This is a genomic window from Flavobacterium sp. YO64 (genome assembly GCF_004119505.1).
In the GTDB taxonomy this organism is placed as follows: Bacteria; Bacteroidota; Bacteroidia; order Flavobacteriales; family Flavobacteriaceae; genus Flavobacterium; species Flavobacterium oncorhynchi.
In genome coordinates, this window is record NZ_NRQV01000010.1 from 126394 (window position 1) to 146207 (window position 19814).

Here is a 19814-nt window from a genome sequence, read left to right on the forward strand (position 1 = left end):
CAAAAAACAATTATTTTACAGGTACAGTTGAGTAATATCAACAATCTTAAAATCGCTTTTTTTTGAGAAGAGAAAAAAATAATTTTAATATCTTTACTATTATGATAGAAATAGGAATTGACAGTTTTGCTTCGGCAATGTATGGCGACAACAACACTTTAAGCAGTGTTGATGCAATGGAACAACTGCTGCAAAGAATTGAATTTGCAGATCAGGTTGGATTGGACGTTTTCGGAATTGGAGAACATCATAAAAAAGAGTTTCTTGACTCGGCTACAGCTGTTATTTTAAGTGCGGCTGCGGCGAGAACAAAAAACATCAGACTAGCAAGTGCAGTTTCTGTTTTGAGTGCTGCTGATCCTGTGCGTGTGTATCAAAGTTTTGCGACACTTGATTTAATTTCTAAAGGAAGAGCTGAAATTGTTGTAGGCCGAGGATCTTCGATTGAAGCTTATCCCCTTTTTGGATACAATCTTAACGATTATGATGCTCTTTTTCAGGAAAAACTTGACTTGCTTTTACAAATTAGAGATAATGAATTTATAAACTGGAGCGGAAAATTTCGTCCGGCAATAAATAATCTGCCAATTTATCCTAGAGCATTACAGGAAAAACTTCCTGTTTGGCTGGGCGTTGGCGGAACTCCAGAATCATTTGTCAGAGCAGGAAGCTTAGGATTGCCTTTGATGGCTGCTGTAATTGGAGGACAAACGCATCGTTTTCGTCCGTTAATAGACTTGTATCGCGAAGCTGGAAAAGCGGCAGGTTTTAAACCACATGAACTAAAAGTAGGTTTACACTCTCCCGGTTATGTTTCGAATACAACTCAAAAAGCAATTGAAGAATATTATCCCGGCTATTCAGAACTTTGGACAAAATTAGGAAGAGAACGCGGCTGGCCTCCAGTAACAAAAGACAAGTTTGATGGATTAATAGATGATCTCGGCGTTTTAATCGTAGGAAGTCCTGAAAGAGCTGCCGAAAAAATCCTGCGTCACAGCGAGGCGCTTGGTGGAATTTCCAGATTTACTTTTCAAATGGATAATGCCGGATTAACACATTCTCAGTTAATGAATGCGATAGAACTTATTGGTACAAAACTAATTCCTTTAATACATAAAGGATAGTTTTTTTTTGCGATCCCGGTAGTTATCGGGATAAAAAGAGTAAAAGGATTGTTTTCACGCAGATTTGGCAGATTAAGCAGATTTATTTTTGATCCTAAAAATAGTGAAGTCTGAGGAGATCTGCTTAAATCTCTTTAAATCTGCGTGAAAGCTATTTTGATATAGATTTAAAAAACCTCTTAATCCGTGGCTAAAGTTATTTTATCGCAGCGTCCTCTGAATCACAGCTTAAAAGGATTTTTTATTTTATATCTCGCATTATCAAAACCGTTTAACTTCCGTAACAATAAACAACCATAAACCAAAAAAAAGCATCCGCCAAAACTGACGGATGCTTTTTTCATTTATAACAATTCTAAGGTTTTACTTAAAATTTATACGTTACACCAACTCTCACATTAATTGGCTGTTCTGTCTGCCAGTAATAAGCTGATAGATAAGAATAGTACGAACCACTGTAAAGGTATTTGTTTAAGATATTAAATACGTTTGCCGTAACTTTAAACTTTCTAGTATCATAAGATAAACCTCCATCAAGTTTAAAATAGTTAGGGAGCTTTTCAAGTCCTACACTCCAAGTATCAGTTAAACGTCCCGCAAGGTAAGTTCCTCCTATAGACGCTCCAAGACCTTTAAATGTTCCGTTTTGAATACTGTAGTTTAACCAAGCATTTGCCGTATGTTTTGCATAACCCGGAACAATAGAACCTTCTTTAATAGTTGAAACATTAGACTCTAATACAACAGATTCTGTAAAAGCATAATTTGCAATTAAATTAAGACCGTCAAAGATTTTTCCTCTCAAATCTAACTCAACACCTTGTGCTCTTTTTTCGCCTAAAACAAGACTAAACTGCTGCCCTGGCGTATTTGCAGGATCTGATGTTAATTCGTTTTTCTTTAAAATACTGTATGCAGCCAATGTTGTACTCCAAGAACCATCAAACCAGTCTTTCTTAATACCAAATTCAACATTATTTCCTGTAAGCGGTTTTACACTTTCTCCGCTTTTAATAACACCCGATTGCGGCGTAAAAGCCTGATCATATAAACCATAAACTGCTAAATTCTCAGTAATAGAATAACTAAGTCCTACACGAGGTGTAATATGGCTGTCTTCTTGCGTAGATCCCCAGCTTGATTGACTCAGCCAAGTATATCTTGCGGCAAGCGTTAATCTTAATTTATTTTCAAAAAAACCAAGTTCATCTTGAATATAACCAGCAGCATATTTAGAACTCATAAGTCCGCCTGCTCTTTGGCTTAAAGGTGTTTTATGATCAAACTCTGGAAAACCATTAGAAGGCGTTCCGTAATCTGGATTATAAACATTAAAAGGCTTGTCAACAGTATCAAGATCATGCGATTGTCCCCAATCTGCCATATAATCTTTGTTTCCTAAATCAACTCCTCCTAATACTTTATGCGATACAGAACCCGTATTGAATTTTCCGTTAACAAATATCTGCCCTAAATACATATTACTTTCAGCATCCCAAATACCAACATTTCTAATAATCTCTCCTTTTGCAAGAGTTCCTTCAGAAACACCATCAAAATTTCTATCTACATTACCTGGTCCAACTACTCCCGGCCAAGAACTATATCCTTGCTGAATGTATTTAAAATATGAAGTTTGCGCAGTAAGTTTCCATTTATCATCAAATTTATGTTCAAACATCAAATAACCGCTGTGATCTTGAATATTAGTATCTGGTAATCCAGGCTGTGTCATTGTAAAACCAACTGGCAATGTTGCATATCCATCAGATTCAGGTCCAAATACATAAAAAGAACCAACTTCAGTCATATTTGCATATTGAAAATTATACTCGGCAGTAATTTTTGTTTTATCATCAATTTGGTATGAAATAACCGGCGCAATTACGTAACGATCATTATGTTCGAAAGGACGATGTGAACCTTTTTTCTGTGCAGCACCATTAAAACGATATAAAAGTTTCCCTTTTTTATCCAATTTCCCGTCAAGGTCAATACTCGCTCTGTAAAAATCATAGCTTCCAGCCATTACAGTCGCTTCACCTTTTGTTATTCCAGTTGGCTTTTTAGTCACCACATTATAAAGTCCGCTTGGATCACCGCTTGAAAGCATAAATCCTGCAGGTCCTTTTACAAACTCAATATGATCTACAAAACTCATATCTTCTGTCAATGGTCCCCAAAAAGAAGAAACTACATTAAAGCCATTACGAAAAGCCTGAATTTGCGAACCGCGCATCGAAATATTAGTATACATATCGCCCCAATGCTCTATACGTACAGCACCACTCACATTACGAATTACTCCGTCGCTCATACTCACAATCTGCTGATCTTTTAAGGTTTGTGCGCTTACAATTTGAATGTTCTGCGGAATCTCTAAAACCGGCGTTTGAAGACGTAATGACAAAGACGGTTTGTCCTGCTTGTATTTGTTTTTTGTAATTACAACTTCCTCAAGATCTTCTTGGCTCTCTGAAAGTGAAAAATTCTTAGTTGTAATCTGATTTGCATAAATCTCAATCTCATTTTCTACTGCATGAATCCCAACTGCTCGAACACTTAAAATATAAGAACCCGGCTTAACATTTTTAATCTCGTACAATCCCTTATCATTTGTAACCGAAGTATATTTTGTTCCTTTTAGAACCACAGAAATACCTTCTGCAGGTTGTTTTCCGCTTAGCGAAACTTTACCGCTTACCTTCCCCAAGTTCTGACTTATCATGTTTAATGAACTCAAGAAAAGCATCAAAAAGCAAAATTTCTTAATCGTATTTATAATCATTTTAGTAAAATTTTAAGTTTTATTTGGCAAAAGTAATTGCTAATATTTTTCTACGCAAGTTATTTTTAATTATTCTAAATAAAATTAGTTAAAAAAAATATCTTAGATTATCAACGTCTAAATGGCATTTTTTTTCGCTGCAATCAAAATATCAATTAACTCTGCTTATCTTTAGTCTTAAAATTTATCTCATTGAAATAAAATTCTAGATATGAACAATTCCACAACACCCAGAAAAGTTGCCATTGTAGGTTATAATCGAATTCCGTTTGCAAGAGCAAATACTGCTTATTCTAATGTTGGAAACCAAGATATGATGGTTGCTTCCTTAAACGGGCTTATTGATAAATACCATCTAAACGGAAAATTACTTGGAGAAGTCGCAGGCGGAGCAGTAATAAAACATACTTATGATAATAATCTGATTCGGGAATGTGTAATGAAAACTTCTCTAGACCCTGCAACTCCTGCCTGTGATTTACAACAAGCCTGCGACACTGGAATTGAAAGCGCAATTTATATTGCTAATAAGATTGCACTTGGTCAAATAGAATCAGGAATTGCCGGCGGAGTCGATTCTATAAGTGATATACCAATGGCAATAAGCGAAAATTTGCGAAAGATTTTATTAGAAGCCCGAAATGCAAAATCATTAGGAGGAAAATTAAAAGCATTTCTAAAAATTCGTCCAAAGGATTTATCACCATTAGTACCTAAAAATGAAGAATCCCAAACGGGACTTTCGATGGGCGGACATACTGAAATCACAGCAAAATACTATAAAATATCTAGAGAAGAACAAGATCAATTCGCTCTTAAAAGTCATTTAAATATGGCAAAAGCGTATGACGAAGGTTTTTTTGATGATATGATTACGCCTTTTAACGGACTTGAAAAAGATAATAATCTGAGAAAAGACAGTTCCCTTGAAAAACTTGCAAAATTAAAACCGGCATTCGATAAAGTAAACGGAACGCTAACCGCTGGAAACTCAACTCCTCTTACCGACGGTTCTTCCTGTATTCTTCTTGCCAGTGAAGAATGGGCAAAAGAGCAAGGTCTACCTATTCTAGCCTATATTACATTTGCCGAAGTTGCCGCAATTGAATATGTAAAAAATCAGCAAAACCTTTTATTAGCACCTCTTTTTGCAGTAAGCAGAATGCTCGAAAAGGCAAATTTGAACTTACAAGATTTTGATTATTATGAAATTCACGAAGCCTTTGCTGCTCAAGTTTTAGCAACCTTAAAAATTTGGGAAAGCCCTGAATTAAGTACCGAAATTGGTTTAAAGAAAACACTTGGAGCAATCGACCGCGAAAAATTAAATATAAAAGGAAGCAGTTTGGCAGCAGCGCATCCTTTTGCTGCAACGGGTGGAAGAATAATTGGTGTTATGGCAAAATTGTTAAATGAAAAAGGCTCTGGACGCGGATTAATTTCAATTTGCGCTGCAGGAGGACAAGGCGTTACGATGATAATTGAAAAATAACATTTTACAAACTGACAATCAAACAATTACACAAAAAATCTAATCGGTTTACCTATAAAAACAATTAAAACTGTAACATAATTAAAAAAAAGGTCTCTATAGATAAAAAGCTATTATTAAATCAAAACTAATATTACTTAACCTTTTTATTATGAAAACATTAAAACTTGTTACATTACTCGTCTTTACTTTTGTTTCTTTTTCCAAAGTAAATTCTCAGACTGTACAAAACGATAGTTTAAAGCTCGATTATACTAAGATTTATTCACTCGCATTAGATGGAAATCCTAAACAGGCTTTATCTTTATTAGAAATCGACCCCAACAAAAAAATATCAAAAAAAGACTTAAAGTTTAAAACCGATTTTGAAAACCGATTTAAATTTAAAAATGACAAAAGCGATTTCCTTGAAACCCGAAAATCAAAAATCGATCAATTACTAAAAATATACAGAGATTACTGGAGAATGTCTTTTTTAGATAAGGAAAAGAAAAATGACACGCTGATTATGAAAAATGTTTTCAATTTTCTTAAAACAAAATTTCCTTCTTCAGAAAAACTAACCTTTAATGAAGATAGTATCAATGTGTATCAAAAAAAATACATTTCAAGTTTAGGTTATCACACCACAGGATTTGGTAAAACGGGAGGTTTGTACGATTTATTAGTTTGGAAAACGGAAAAAGATACTGTTTACAACCTCAATTATGACGGAAAAGAAACGGATGTCAAAATCTATTTCATGGATGATTTTGTTACTTTGGGCTGGAGCGAATATGCTACTTTAGGCCGTTATTATCCTGCAGGATGGGCAACAAAGGAAGCTTTGTTTTGTGTAAAGAAAGCTTATGATTTAAAATCTGAAACCTTTAAAATTAGCTACATTGGACACGAAGGAAGACATTTTGCTGATTATAAATTGTTTCCAAAATTAAAAGGAGTTGGTTCTGCTGATTTAGAATACAGAGCAAAATTGACTGAATTATCTCTTTATTCTCCCGATGGATTGTATAAAAGATTGCAATTCTTTATCAATAATGGCAATTATGACAGTGAAAATGGTCATTCTATCGCAGCTTTTTGTGTTATAAGAGATTTATCCAGACTATTATTTCAAAATGACTACGAAAAAGACCTGGAGAAATGGAAAGCAATTCCGGCAGCCAAAATAAATGAAGCCGCCACAAAGCTTCTAGAAGAAAATACAAAAGCATTGGAGAAAATTCCAGACGTAGAAAACCTTATCAAATAATAATCTTATCTATTCCACTTCAAACAAAAACACAGCTTAATTAAAGAGCTGTGTTTTGTTTTTATAATATTTCACATCTGAATATCAATTGGTAAGATAAAATAAAGTGAAATTTTACCGAACATTTTTACTGAATTTAAATAGTTTTTTATTTACAAAAAATCAAATTTTTATAGTAAATTAGACTTTCTTATAATTGAGTTTCTTGTTTAAGCTTTTGCATGAATTTATTTTAAACCGTAAAAGAATGATGGAATCAAAAATACCACACGGGCCTCTTCCCGAAAAATGGAGTACTTATAAAGCCAAAGCCAAGCTTGTAAATCCTGCAAATCGAAAAAAACTAAATATTATTGTCGTAGGTACTGGACTTGCGGGTGCTTCCTGCGCTGCCTCATTAGCAGAACAAGGCTATAATATTAAATCGTTTTGTTTTCAGGATTCCGCAAGACGAGCACATTCTGTAGCTGCTCAAGGCGGTGTAAATGCTGCCAAAAACTACAAAAATGATGGCGACAGCGTTTTTAGAATGTTCTACGATACTATCAAAGGCGGAGATTTTAGATCTCGCGAAGCAAATGTTTATCGCTTAGCCGAATGTTCTGCAGCATTAATAGATCATGCAGTTGCACAAGGCGTGCCATTTGCACGAGAATATGCAGGGTATTTAAACAACAGATCTTTTGGTGGTGTTCAAGTTTCAAGAACCTTTTATGCCCGCGGGCAAACGGGGCAGCAGCTTTTATTGGGTGCCTATCAAGCCTTAATGAGACAAGTTTCTACAGGAAAAGTAACCACATACACACGTCATGAAATGCTGGACTTGGTTATTATTGACGGAAAAGCAAAAGGAATTATTGCTCGAAATCTTGAAACAGGAGCATTAGAGCGTCACAGTGCAGATGCTGTAGTTTTAGCTTCGGGAGGTTACGGAAAAGTATATTATCTTTCGACATTGGCAATGGGCTGCAACAGTTCTGCCATTTGGAGAGCGCATAAAAAAGGGGCTTATATGGCAGGTGTAAGCTGGATTCAGTTTCACCCTACTTCTCTGCCTCAGCATGGTGCCAATCAATCCAAACTTACGTTAATGTCAGAATCGTTGCGTAACGACGGGCGCATCTGGGTTCCTAAAACGGCTAAAGATGATCGAAATCCAAATACAATTCCCGAAGAAGAAAGAGATTATTATTTAGAACGCCGCTATCCCTCTTTTGGAAATTTAGCTCCAAGAGATATTTCGTCACGTGCAGCAAAAGAAAGAATTGATGCCGGACATGGCGTTGGTCCAATGAAAAATGCAATTTATCTCGATTTTTCTGATGCCATAAAAGCGCAGGGAAAAAAAAGTATAGAAGCAAAATACAGTAATCTTTTTGCGATGTACGAAAAAATCACCGGAATCAATGCTTATAAAGAACCAATGTTAATTTCTCCCGCAGCACATTTTACGATGGGCGGACTTTGGGTTGATTATGAATTAATGACCACGATTCCGGGATTATTTGCTTTAGGTGAAGCTAATTTCTCTGATCACGGCGCCAATAGACTGGGTGCCAATTCATTGCTGCAAGCCTGCGTCGATGGTTATTTTATAGCGCCATATACTATTCCGAATTATCTATCGGGAGAACTTAATGCTCCTAAATTTGATAACAATCATCCCGCTTTTGAAGAGGCTGAAAAAGCAGTGAGAACACAGTTGGATCATTTTTTAAATAGTAAAGGCACTCTCAGTGCAGATTATTTTCATAAAACTATCGGAAAGCTTCTTTATGAAAAATGCGGACTTTCTAGAACCAAAGAAAACCTTGAAGAAGCGATTAGAGAAATCAAAAAATTAAAAACTTCCTTCGAAAAAGACCTGTTAATTACAGGCGACGATACACTTAACAGCGAATTAGAAAAGGCAGGACGTATTGCTGATTATTTAGAATTGGCCGAATTAATGTGTTACGATGCTTTACAGAGAGAAGAATCCTGCGGAGCTCATTTTAGAGAAGAGTATCAAACTACTGAAGGTGAAGCAGTTCGAAATGACAATGATTTTTGTTATGTTTCGGCTTGGGAATATCAAGGAAAAGAACATCCGCAGAAACTGCATAAAGAACCTCTTGTGTTTGAATCTGTAGAGCTTGCAGTAAGAAGTTATAAATAAATGATGAATTGTAAAATGGGAAATGCAACTGAAAAAAGAATGTTGCATGCAAAAACCACAAACCATAAACCACAAACTAAAAGCATATGAAACTATTTTTAAAAATATGGCGTCAGTTTGATACTTCCTCAAAAGGAGAAATCGTAGATTATGAAATAGACGGCGTTTCTGAGCATATGTCTTTTCTAGAAATGCTTGATCTTTTGAACGAATCGCTTATTCAGAAAAAAGAACGTGTTATCGAATTTGATCACGACTGCAGAGAAGGCATCTGCGGACAGTGCGGTGTTATGATTAACGGGCGTGCACACGGGCCTTTAAAAAATACGACAACCTGCCAGCTTCATATGCGAAGCTTTAAAGATGGCGAAACTATTTATATTGAACCTTTTAGAGCAAAAGCTTTTCCGGTGCTCCGAGATTTAAAAATCGACCGAAGTGCTTTTGATGCTATTATAACTTCTGGCGGATTTATTGGAGCCTCAACTGGTCAAGCGCCTGAAGCCAATAGTATTCCAATATCCTACGAAACTGCCGAAGCTTCGTTTGATGCAGCCGCCTGTATTGGCTGCGGTGCCTGTGTTGCTACTTGTGTAAATGCAAGTGCTGCTTTATTTGTCGGAGCTAAAATAACTCATTTGGCTTTGCTTCCTCAAGGAAAAATAGAAGCTTCAAAAAGAGTATTAAATATGGTGAAAGAAATGGACGCTGAAGGTTTTGGAAACTGTTCTGATACAAGAGCCTGCGAAATCGAATGCCCGCAAGGAATTTCGGTGCTTTCTATCGCAAAAATGAATTATGAATATAGCAAGGCTGTACTTTTGAGGAAATAGTTTTGGTATAATCTTTTTCAAACTCCCTATTATAGATAAAAAAATATGTCATTTCGACTGAAAGGAGAAATCGCACTAGGAATTCCCTAACAACGATCGCCAATCTTTGTCGACTCACGTGTGCGATTTCTCCTTTCAGTCGAAATGACAAATAATCTGCTTAATCAATATTTTAATACAAAACTTAGTGTCTTATTTCCTTTGCAGTAACAAAACTATTATACCGCAAAATAAGGCGTCAAAATATCTTCAAAATTATAAAGCCCTTTTTTCTTGTCTTTTAAGTTCTCAGCTACAAAAACCACTCCATTTCCAAAGGCTTCCCTTGAAATAGATTCATGAATTAACCGCACGGTTTGGAAAGGGAATCCAAAAATAACTTCGTGTTTTCCCACTATTCCTCCTGCTCTAACTGAATTTATATTTTCTTTTTCAATATCCAAGGCTTCTGCGATTTTTACCGCAGTTCCTGATGTTCCTTCTTTTTTCTTAAAATGCTCTTCATTAACTTCAATATCAACCCAAGGTGCAATTTTCTTTAAAAATTTGGCCGCAAATAATAAATAATTTACCCCTAAAGTGATATTTGGCGACCAAAAAACAGTGGTTTTATCGGCTAATTTTTTTAGCAGTTTTAATTCTTTATCTTTATAATGTGATATAGCCGAAATGATCTTAACTTTTCGATCAGCAGCAAACTCTCCATAAGTATAAATTCCCTCACTTGACGAAAAATCAATAATAACATCTACCGGATGTTTTTCTAACAGTTCTTCAACACCAGTATTAGAACTAGAATAGATTAATCCAGGTTCTTCTGATTCAATTCCTAAAAACTCCGGAACTGATCTGTGTTCTAAAACTTTACTTTGTCTTAAAACCCATTCCAAAGAGAATCCTTTATTTTCTAATAGTATTGAAGCTACTGATTTTCCAGTTTTTCCGAATCCGATTAATCCTATTTTCATATGTATTTTTTTTATTGAGTATGAAACTCGTTAACAGAAATTGACCTATTTAAGATGAAAAGTAAATCATAAAAAATGCATTTTATGAATCTTAAAAAATGTCCTAGTAAGGTAAAAATAGGGATTATATAACAGGCTGACTAACAAAAACTGCATTATATAACATTTCTTAATGCTTTTAACAGGAATAATAAGCGTATGTTTTTGAAGCAAAAAATAGTAATACTAATTCAAAAAAACACCAAAAAACATAAATTTCAAACCAAAACAACTAAATCAAACCTGCCAAATAAAGCAGAATAGTTGAAATAATTCTCATAATCTTTTATTAAAACAAATAAGATACTATATTTGCAACACTGTTGCGTTACTTGTTTTTACTAATGATACTAACAAATAGCGTACAGAAATACCACTAAATGAAAAAGAAAGTCGTAGTTGTCAATTTCATAATATCTTTAACTGTATTGTTTACAATGCTGTTTCAGACTATTCACTCCTACGAACACGTTTTTAAACAATTATCTGAGAAACACTGCGATCACAAATATACTGCTGGTCAAAATGAGATAACACACAGTCATTCTGTAGACTCAAGTTGTTCTATTTGTCATTTTGCGTTTAGCACATTTATTCCAAATAGTTTTCAGATCCCATCTTTTCATAAAGTAATTTCTGAAATATCTTATCAGTTTGTTTATTCTCAAACTGTTTCTACATTTTTCAAAGGCAGTCTTTTTGCCCTTCGTGCACCGCCCGCATTACTTTAGTTTACAAAATCTTATTCGTCACAATTTTAAAATTGCCTCATGCCTATTTCACTGTAAATAAGCAAAATCGCGTTTTATTATTATGTTATTATTTGAGCTGTTTTGTTCTAAAATCAGTTCAAACGCCTGAATAATCAATTTTCGTAAACAAATCTTCACATTTCTTTTTAACAACTAAAAATCAAGCTTTTACAAAACTGTATCAGCTCTAAGTTTCTATATCAAAAAATCAAAATAATCCATCCAAATACATAAAAAAATTATGCTGACAGCCGAGAATCTAACCAAAAAATATGGTGATAATATTGCTTTGAACAAATTGAATCTAACGATAAAAGAAGGTGAAATTTTTGCTCTTTTAGGTCAAAACGGTGCAGGAAAAACGACAACAATCAATCTTTTTCTTGGGTTTATTGAACCTACAGACGGCGAACTGCTAATCAATAATATTTCGGTTACAGAAAATACGCAGGAAACCAAAAAACACATAGCCTATATTCCTGAAACGGTTATGTTATATCCTAATCTAAGTGGTTTAGAAAATCTAAAATTCTTTTCGTCTCTGGCTGGATTCAAATATTCTGCGGGAGAACTGACCTATTTTTTAACAAAAGCGGGGTTGCAAACCACGGCGCACAACAAAGATTTAGGAGGTTATTCTAAAGGAATGCGCCAGAAAGTTGGAATTGCTATTGCCATTGCAAAAAAAGCCAAAGTGCTTTTGTTAGATGAGCCTACGAGCGGTTTGGACCCAAAGGCTTCTAATGAATTTTCACAGATTTTAAAAGAACTTTCTGCTGATGGAACGGCTATCTTAATGGCAACGCACGACATTTTCAGAGCCAGAGAAGTGGCTTCGCACATTGGAATCATGAAACAGGGAAATCTAGTTACGGTAATCGAAACTGACAAAATCTCTGCAAATGAACTTGAAAATCTGTATTTACAAACGGTATAAAAGGAAATCGAATTTCCATTAAAACAAAAAAATGAAACATTTATTCAGCCTTTTATTTTTAATAATTGGCACACATTATATACAATCTCAAACGGTTAACAGGAGATCAAAAGACACAATCGCTCTGGATTCTATCAAACGAAATGAGTTGCAAACAGTTGAAATTGTAGGCCGATCGACCAAAAAATACAACAGCGATTACTCGTTTGCTGCAACAAAAATTGCCGCTTTAAACAAAGATATTCCGCAGTCTATTTCGACAATAACTAAAGAGTTAATTGCTGATAAAGCTGCATTTTATCTAGCCGATGCAGTAAAAATGTCAAGCGGCGTTATTCCTGCCAGTTATTACAATCAATATACTATTCGAGGAATAAGTCAGAACGAAGAAGGTCAGATTATTAACGGAATGCGAACACGCCAATACTACTTTTTACAGCCTTTAACGAGTAATATCGAGCGTGTTGAAGTTATAAAAGGGCCGTCGAGTGCAACATTTTCATCTGTAGATCCAGGCGGAAGCATCAATTTAGTAACAAAAAAGCCATTGGCAATAGACAGAAAAGAAGTCAGTTTGAGCGTTGGAAGCTTCAGTACTTTAAGAGGAACTTTGGATTTTACAGGTCCATTAAACGAATCCAAAACACTTTTATATCGTGTAAACGGCGCCTATCAGCAAGCAAAATCATTTCGTGATTTAGTTAACAACAAATCGTTTTTATTCTCTCCTTCTTTCAGCTATATCCCGAACGAAAAAACGGCTATTAATACAGAATTGATTTTAAGTAATATGACAGGAATTTTAGACAGAGGTCAGCCTATTTTTGGCGCTGTTGCAGGAAAAACCAGTTTAAACAAAACTCCGATAAGCTTAAATCTTGGCGCACCAAGTGATTTCTTTAAATCGAAAGAAATGATCTTGACAACCAATTTTGCTCATAAATTCAGTTCGAAAATTGGTTTTAATGCTGTTTACATGAAACAAACCTGGACAGAAGATCTTCAGGAACATAGAACTACAAATGCTTTTGCGGTTGATATGAACAATAAACCTGTTACTAATCTGGCTATGATGCAGTTTGTACAGCGTCAGCAAAATTGGGATATTGACAACTTAAGTACTTATTTTAATTTTAATTTAAAAACCGGAAAATTAAATCATAAACTCTTAACAGGTTACGATCTAAGCAGCTGGAATAAAAACAAAGGCGGCGGACAAAATGCGGCAAGAGGTTATTTGTTGAAAGACGGAACGGTTGCAGGTTCTTTTGTCGCAGCAAATGCAGCAAATTACCAAACGGTTACCATTGACGGTGTAGTAATGCCTAAACCAAATGTTGATTATTTTAATTTGGGCAATCCTGCTTATAAAATCACAAGTCCTAACGATTATACTTTAAATGTTCGAACCGCTCTCCCATCAGCCTTAACAACTACAAATGCGGTTTATATTCAAGATCAAATACAATGGGAAAAATTTACTTTTTTATTGGGATTGCGAAATGAATGGTTTGAAGACATTACGAATTATGACACTAACAAGGAATTAAAAGTAAAAAAATCGGCTTTATTGCCAAGGGTTGGAATCACGTATGCTGTAAACGATGCAATTAATGTTTATACAACTTATCTTGAAGGTTATCAGCCACAATCAAACACGGTAACTTTAATGCCGCAAACAGGGACTTTGCCTGCCGGAAGTTTATTTGATCCGCTTGAAAGTGATTTGAAAGAAGTGGGAATAAAAACTACTTTTTTAAATAATTCGATGAGTTTCAACGCCGCGATTTACGAAATCAATCAGCGCAATATTTTAATGAATGCCAATGATCCTGCAAATCCCGATTTATTGGTGACAAGAGGTGCTGAACGAAGCCGTGGTTTTGAGTGTGATCTTGCCGGATATATTACGGCTGACTGGCAGATTAATGTTTCGTACAGCTATATCGATGCCGAAATTATTCAAGACAATAATCCTGCATTAATTGGCGCCAGAAAACAAAATACGCCAAAAAACAGCGCCAATTTATGGACACGTTACAACTTTGCTTCTGATTCTGTTTTAAAAGATCTCGGAATTGGTTTTGGAGTTCAGTATCAAAGCAGTAAAGTGCCTTGGTTTACAAGAGATTTCACACTTCCTGATTTTACCATTTTTGATGCTGCTTTGTTTTACAAACCAAGCAAAAGTAATGTACAGATTGCTGTAAATGCAGGTAATTTATTAAACAAAACCTATTGGCTTGGTGCGCAGAATTATTTGCGTTTGTTTCCGGGAAGTCCTAGAAATGCAAGCCTTACTGTAACTTATAAATTTTAATTCGTTGAGGGAAAAACATTTAAACACATAGAAACATAGATTTTTTTTCTAAAGAAGATAATTGAAAGAAACTAGTTTCTAATACATAGCTATATGAATTTATACAAATGAAACGCCTTGTAAAAATCAACCAAAAGCTATGTTTCTATGTGTTTAAACATTACACTCAACAGGTAAATTTTAATTAACATGAAATTATTACACACCGAAATACTTATTGCTAAACATTTTAAGAACTCTGTTTTTAAAAATGCGGCGATATATGTAATTACACTTTTTATTGGTGCTCTGCTCCTATTTGCAGCGTTTTCCGGCTGGGACAATTACAAAAGTCAAAACGAAACCAGCGAAAAATATCAGCATGAATCCCGCGAAGACTGGTTGAAAAATCCAGATAAAAATCCGCATAGAATGGCGCATTACGGTAATTTTGCTTTTCGAAAAAGTACCTCTTTAAGTGTTTTCGAATTTGGAATGGAACCGTTTTTTGGAAATGCGATTTTCCTTGAAGCCCACAAACAAAATACGGCTAATTTCTCTGAAGCAGGATTCTCAAACAGTATGCTTCGCTTTGGCGAAATCAGTATTGCGATGGTTTTGCAGGTTTTGCTTCCGTTATTAATCTTTTTTATTGGATTTAATTCTGTGGCTTATGAAAGGGAAAACGGAACTTTAAAAATCCTTTTAAGTCAAGGAATCAGTTGGAAACAACTTTTGTTTGGTAAAATCCTAGGCATTGCAAGCGTTGTTATGCTGCTTTTTGTTCCAACCATTATTGTTTTGGTTCTGATTTGGTCACTTCTTCAAAACTTCTCCATTTCGGCAGATGAATCAATTAAAATGCTGTTGTTTATTGCATTCCATTTTATTTATCTAATGTTCTTTTGTGTTGCTGCCGTTTTGATTTCGGCTTCAAGCCAAACATCAAAAAAAGCGTTGGTTTCTTTAATTGGAATCTGGTTAATTTTTACCATTATTCTGCCAAGAACAACTCAGGCAATTGGAGCGTATTTGTATGAAGCACCTTCAAAAATTCAGTTTAACAGCGATATCGAAAAAGATATTTTAAAACAAGGCGACAGCCATAATCCAAATGATGTGCATTACAAGGCTATAAAAGATTCTTTATTGAGCGTTTACAAAGTCGATTCCGTACAAAAACTTCCGTTTAATTATTCTGGGTTTATTATGACTGAGGGCGAAAAAATCAGCTCAAATATTTACAATAAACATTTAGAAAATCTTCTAAAAATTTATGCTGAGCAAAATAGTTTTTCTAAAGCCGTTTCGTTCCTAAATCCTTACATCGCAATGAAAAATCTTTCGATGGGATTATCAAATACAGATTATGATTCGTATATCGATTTTCAGAAACAAGCCGAGAAATATCGTTACGAAATGGCGCAGAAAATGAATGCTTTACAAATAAAATACATCAGCAATAAAAAACCGCAGCCTAACGATAAACCTTTAACAATTGGTAAGGAACATTGGGCTGATGTTGAAGAATTTCATTATGAACCTAAAAGCATCTGGGAGGTTTTGAAAACCGAAATCGCCTCTGTTATTTCTATTCTTTTGTGGGTAATTCTGTTGTTTATTTTGATCAGAATTGCTGCTAAAAACCTAAAAGCCATTTAATATGTTAGTACTCTTATTTAAAAATTTTATCCGTTCAAAAGGCACCAAAATTGGATTGCTTTTTTTACTCGCAATTGGCTTTATTAGTCTTTTAATTGGACATCAGTTTCAGGAAAAACAACAGAACAATATTACCGAAGCTGCAATTTACCAAAAGGAACATATAGCGAGAAATGCCGCTTTTCATAAAGACGAAATTGGACTTCTGCTCTACTACATCAAGTTTTCATTGGTTAATAAAACACTGCCTATAAACAGTTTATCGATTGGGCAGCGCGATGTAAATCCATCCATTCAAAGCGTTACCATTCGCGGTTTGGAAGCTCAGAAATACGATTCAGAACTTAATAATCCGAGCAATCTTTTAGCAGGAAATATCGATTTTAGTTTTGTGCTTTTGTATTTATTTCCGCTTTTGATAATCGCTTTTTCATATAATATTATTTCTGAAGAAAAAGAATCTGGAACTTGGAAAATTGTGGCAACACAAAGTCCAAATACCTTTTTATACATCTTGAAACTATTCTACGTTCGAATTTTAATTTTAATCGGACTTCTGACTTTGATTCTTTTAACAGCGGTTATCTTTTTACAAATTCCAATTGACAAATCATTTATGGTATTTTACGGACTTTCTGTTTTGTACCTATTGTTTTGGTTTGCCGTTTGTTTTTTTATTGTTTCGCTTCAAAAAAACTCAAACTTTAATGCGGTCATTCTATTGACGATTTGGTTATTCTTGATTATAATTCTTCCTGCAGGAATTAATACATACATCATCAATACATACAAAGTTCCTGAGGCTTTAGAATTAACGCTTACGCAGAGAAATGCTTACCATGAAAAATGGGATATGGACAAGCAGGAAACGCTGGATAAATTCTACAAACATTATCCGCAGTTTAAAAATTATCCTTTGCCTGATAAGGAATTCAGCTGGCTTTGGTATTATGCAATGCAGCAAATGGGTGACGATGAATCTGCTGTTCATTCAAAAGAATTAGAAACTAAACTACAGCAGCGTAATAATGCCGGCGAATTTATTGCACAGTTTATTCCAACGCTTCATACTCAAATTCAGTTAAATGAAATTGCAAAATCAGATTTACGAAATCAGCTTTTATTTTTAAAAGAAACGACACAATTTCATGAAAAACTGCGTTTGTATTTCTATCCAAAAATATTCGACAATGCTCCGGTTAATCAGGAAAAATGGGAGAATTTTAAAGTTGAAACTTTCAATGATAACTCTGAAACTAGTTTTGTAAAAGCGTTTTTACCCTTACTGCTTTTTAATTTATTGCTGATTGGTTTTGGATGGCGAAATTTTAAACGTAAGGTTATTTAACCGCAAAGAGCGCAAACAATTACGCAAAGTTCGCAAAGTTTTACACAAAGCTTTGCGAACTTTGCGTTTTTACTAAGCTTTTTTTAAACTCACAGATTTGTCATTTCGACGAAGGAGAAATCGCACTAGAAATTCCGTTGCTATTGCTGCCAAAACTTTGTAGATATACTTGTGTGATTTCTCCCTTTGGTCGAAATGACATTACTTTGTCTTAAATAAAACTTTCTAAACCTATTCTGAATAAAATCATTCGAATTAACCTTTATTTGAATTTTATTTAGAATTAATATAAATAAACTTTTATATTTGCCGCTTTCTTAGCAAATCGAAGTACTTTTCAAAATTTACTTAATATTGCTTTTTCAAAGTAAATTTCGTTTAATGAACAATAATACCAGTTTCGAATTAAATCTATTCCTGTCCTTTAAGGAAGGTGATGAAACTGCGTTTAAATTTTTCTACGACAAGTATTTCAGACGAATTCAATCTTTTAGTGTTCAATTTATTTACGACTCAGATGAAGCTGAGAACCTTGCGCAAGAAGCTTTACTTCATTTGTGGCAAAATAGAGAAAGCGTAGATTCTATCAACGGAATTCAGGCTTTTTTGTTTACTTACGCCAAATCTAAATGTTTGAATTTAATTCGTCATAACAAGGTAAAGGATAAATTTAAAAATGATTTATTGAACTATAAAGAGAGAGAACTGGATATTGAGGTTTTAAATTCGCTTCAGTTTGACACTTTAGAATTGACTGAACTTGAACATATAATTCAAGAATCGATTAACGATCTTCCTCCTAAAACCAGAGAAGTTTTTATAAAAAAACGCTTTGAGAATAAAAAAAATGCAGAAATCGCCGAAGAAATGCAAGTCACTTTAAAAGCTGTTGAAGCCCATATGACAAAGGCTTTGAAGATTTTAAAAACAAAACTATCCGATTATTTATTCCTTATTTTTATCCTTATTTATAATAATTAAGAATAAAAGGTAGGGTTTTTTATTTCTGAGGTGTACTTACTATAACCAGAAGTTTAATATTTAAATATGACATCAGAACTAATAAATAAATACCTTTCTAACGAAGCTTCAGAGCAAGAAGTTCAGGCACTTTTTGAATGGATTGAAGCTTCTGCTGAAAACAAAAAACAATTTATTGCAGCAAAAAAAGCGTCGGTTCTTTCCGGTTTATCAAACGTTGCTGCAACTGATGCTGTTTCTGTAATTCAAATGAAACCAAAAAACAGACTGAAGCAATACTTAAATTATGCTGCAGTATTTTTAGTTCTTTTAGGATTAGGAACGACATTTTTATTATTAACTAATACTTCTAAAACTTCAAAAGAGATTGTTCTAGAACTTGGCGACGGCCGTTTAGAATATTTTTCTGAGAAAAATCAAACTACACTTTTAAATGATAAAGGAGATTTAGTGGCTAGAAAATTTCCTAACGAAATCATTTATTTTGGTAAAACTTCTGATGAAAAAGTGGTTTACAACACACTTACGATTCCGTACGGAAAACGATTCAAACTTAAACTTTCAGATGGTACTATTGTGAATTTAAATGCGGGAAGTACTTTGCGTTATCCACAGCAGTTTGGCATCAACGGCAATAGAAATGTTTATTTAACTGGTGAAGCATTTTTTGATGTTGCCAAAGACAAGGAACATCCGTTTATTGTAAACGCTAATCAGGTTGATATTAAGGTTCTTGGTACAAAATTTAATATCAGCGCTTATCCAGAAAACCCAACTGTTAACAGTACTTTGATAGAAGGGAGTATTGAAATGTTTGAAACTGCAAATCCTGCAAATGTTGTTTTACTTGAGCCAAACCAAATGGCTACTTGGCAGCATAATGCAAAAAAAATTACTTTAAAAAATGTTGATCCTGCCTTTTACTCAGCCTGGACAAAAGGAGAATTAGCGTTTAAAGACACCCCATTTTCTACAATCGCAAAGATTATTCAACGTACCTATGACGTTGAGATTATCAATGAAAATTCTGAATTGGCCAGACAGAATTTTACTGGTACTATAAAAATCAGCGAATCGAGTGTCGAGAACATTTTAGATCTTCTAAAACGTGACACGCCTTTTAATTATTCAATTGAACAAAAAACCATTACCATTACCAATCCTCGATAAATAAATAA

The 19814-nt window shown here is 34.4% G+C and carries 14 protein-coding genes; 12 read left to right on the forward strand and 2 right to left on the reverse strand.

All coding sequences use genetic code 11. The annotated features are described in order from the left end of the window. The first annotated feature begins 104 nt into the window (after nucleotides 1-104). Nucleotides 105-1127, forward strand: coding sequence for an LLM class flavin-dependent oxidoreductase (locus BOW57_RS09445; RefSeq protein ID WP_129053932.1), 1023 nt, complete (start codon nucleotides 105-107; stop codon nucleotides 1125-1127). A 367-nt stretch (nucleotides 1128-1494) separates the two neighbouring features. Here BOW57_RS09445 and BOW57_RS09450 read toward each other — a convergent pair whose 3' ends face one another. Next, a complete protein-coding gene (locus tag BOW57_RS09450) occupies nucleotides 1495-3855 on the reverse strand; it encodes a TonB-dependent receptor (RefSeq protein WP_241687423.1) in 2361 nt (786 codons plus the stop codon). Between the two features lie 271 nt (nucleotides 3856-4126). On the opposite strand from BOW57_RS09450, the gene BOW57_RS09455 reads away from it, so the two are divergent. From BOW57_RS09455 to BOW57_RS09470, 4 genes are all read left to right on the forward strand, one after another. Then, nucleotides 4127-5407, forward strand: a complete 1281-nt coding sequence (locus BOW57_RS09455; RefSeq protein ID WP_129053907.1) for an acetyl-CoA C-acetyltransferase — start codon at nucleotides 4127-4129, stop codon at nucleotides 5405-5407. Nucleotides 5408-5558: 151 nt separating this feature from the next. Continuing rightward, nucleotides 5559-6659, forward strand: coding sequence for a hypothetical protein (locus tag BOW57_RS09460; RefSeq protein ID WP_129053908.1), 1101 nt, complete (start codon nucleotides 5559-5561; stop codon nucleotides 6657-6659). 247 nt (nucleotides 6660-6906) lie between these two features. Further along, nucleotides 6907-8817: a fumarate reductase/succinate dehydrogenase flavoprotein subunit gene (locus BOW57_RS09465; protein ID WP_129053909.1), complete on the forward strand. Its 1911-nt coding sequence runs from the start codon at nucleotides 6907-6909 to the stop codon at nucleotides 8815-8817. Nucleotides 8818-8903: 86 nt separating this feature from the next. Further along, nucleotides 8904-9650 carry a succinate dehydrogenase/fumarate reductase iron-sulfur subunit gene (locus tag BOW57_RS09470; protein WP_089055545.1) on the forward strand — a complete coding sequence of 249 codons (747 nt, stop codon included), beginning with the start codon at nucleotides 8904-8906 and terminating at the stop codon, nucleotides 9648-9650. A 218-nt stretch (nucleotides 9651-9868) separates the two neighbouring features. Here BOW57_RS09470 and BOW57_RS09475 read toward each other — a convergent pair whose 3' ends face one another. Then, nucleotides 9869-10618 carry a 4-hydroxy-tetrahydrodipicolinate reductase gene (locus tag BOW57_RS09475; protein ID WP_129053910.1) on the reverse strand — a complete coding sequence of 250 codons (750 nt, stop codon included), beginning with the start codon at nucleotides 10616-10618 and terminating at the stop codon, nucleotides 9869-9871. A gap of 419 nt (nucleotides 10619-11037) precedes the next feature. On the opposite strand from BOW57_RS09475, the gene BOW57_RS09480 reads away from it, so the two are divergent. The 7 genes from BOW57_RS09480 to BOW57_RS09510 all read left to right on the forward strand — a co-directional run bounded on the left by BOW57_RS09480 (nucleotide 11038) and on the right by BOW57_RS09510 (nucleotide 19806). Then, the gene (locus BOW57_RS09480; protein ID WP_129053911.1) at nucleotides 11038-11388 is read left to right on the forward strand and encodes a hypothetical protein; all 351 of its coding nucleotides are present in this window, start codon (nucleotides 11038-11040) and stop codon (nucleotides 11386-11388) included. Between the two features lie 262 nt (nucleotides 11389-11650). Beyond that, entirely contained in the window at nucleotides 11651-12346 is a 696-nt protein-coding gene (locus tag BOW57_RS09485) for an ABC transporter ATP-binding protein (RefSeq protein ID WP_129053912.1), read from the forward strand. Between the two features lie 31 nt (nucleotides 12347-12377). Continuing rightward, on the forward strand, nucleotides 12378-14666 hold the full coding sequence (locus BOW57_RS09490) for a TonB-dependent siderophore receptor (protein WP_129053913.1): 2289 nt from the start codon (nucleotides 12378-12380) through the stop codon (nucleotides 14664-14666). A gap of 189 nt (nucleotides 14667-14855) precedes the next feature. After that, nucleotides 14856-16307 carry a DUF3526 domain-containing protein gene (locus BOW57_RS09495; RefSeq protein WP_129053914.1) on the forward strand — a complete coding sequence of 484 codons (1452 nt, stop codon included), beginning with the start codon at nucleotides 14856-14858 and terminating at the stop codon, nucleotides 16305-16307. Nucleotide 16308: 1 nt separating this feature from the next. Further along, nucleotides 16309-17655, forward strand: coding sequence for a DUF3526 domain-containing protein (locus tag BOW57_RS09500; protein ID WP_129053915.1), 1347 nt, complete (start codon nucleotides 16309-16311; stop codon nucleotides 17653-17655). Nucleotides 17656-18036: 381 nt separating this feature from the next. Continuing rightward, nucleotides 18037-18636, forward strand: coding sequence for an RNA polymerase sigma-70 factor (locus tag BOW57_RS09505; protein ID WP_089055552.1), 600 nt, complete (start codon nucleotides 18037-18039; stop codon nucleotides 18634-18636). Between the two features lie 66 nt (nucleotides 18637-18702). Beyond that, nucleotides 18703-19806 (forward strand): FecR family protein, encoded by a 1104-nt coding sequence (locus tag BOW57_RS09510; RefSeq protein ID WP_129053916.1) that lies wholly within the window; start codon nucleotides 18703-18705, stop codon nucleotides 19804-19806. Nucleotides 19807-19814: the final 8 nt, after the last annotated feature.

Excerpts from the sequence above, each read along its gene's own strand:
- BOW57_RS09470 (WP_089055545.1), top strand. The coding sequence starts at position 8,904 with ATGAAACTATTTTTAAAAATATGGCGTCAGTTTGATACTTCCTCAAAA.
- BOW57_RS09500 (WP_129053915.1), top strand. The coding sequence starts at position 16,309 with ATGTTAGTACTCTTATTTAAAAATTTTATCCGTTCAAAAGGCACCAAA.
- BOW57_RS09450 (WP_241687423.1), bottom strand. The coding sequence starts at position 3,855 with ATGATAAGTCAGAACTTGGGGAAGGTAAGCGGTAAAGTTTCGCTAAGC.
- BOW57_RS09475 (WP_129053910.1), bottom strand. The coding sequence starts at position 10,618 with ATGAAAATAGGATTAATCGGATTCGGAAAAACTGGAAAATCAGTAGCT.
- BOW57_RS09460 (WP_129053908.1), top strand. The coding sequence starts at position 5,559 with ATGAAAACATTAAAACTTGTTACATTACTCGTCTTTACTTTTGTTTCT.
- BOW57_RS09465 (WP_129053909.1), top strand. The coding sequence starts at position 6,907 with ATGATGGAATCAAAAATACCACACGGGCCTCTTCCCGAAAAATGGAGT.
- BOW57_RS09490 (WP_129053913.1), top strand. The coding sequence starts at position 12,378 with ATGAAACATTTATTCAGCCTTTTATTTTTAATAATTGGCACACATTAT.
- BOW57_RS09510 (WP_129053916.1), top strand. The coding sequence starts at position 18,703 with ATGACATCAGAACTAATAAATAAATACCTTTCTAACGAAGCTTCAGAG.
- BOW57_RS09505 (WP_089055552.1), top strand. The coding sequence starts at position 18,037 with ATGAACAATAATACCAGTTTCGAATTAAATCTATTCCTGTCCTTTAAG.
- BOW57_RS09455 (WP_129053907.1), top strand. The coding sequence starts at position 4,127 with ATGAACAATTCCACAACACCCAGAAAAGTTGCCATTGTAGGTTATAAT.
- BOW57_RS09480 (WP_129053911.1), top strand. The coding sequence starts at position 11,038 with ATGAAAAAGAAAGTCGTAGTTGTCAATTTCATAATATCTTTAACTGTA.
- BOW57_RS09485 (WP_129053912.1), top strand. The coding sequence starts at position 11,651 with ATGCTGACAGCCGAGAATCTAACCAAAAAATATGGTGATAATATTGCT.
- BOW57_RS09495 (WP_129053914.1), top strand. The coding sequence starts at position 14,856 with ATGAAATTATTACACACCGAAATACTTATTGCTAAACATTTTAAGAAC.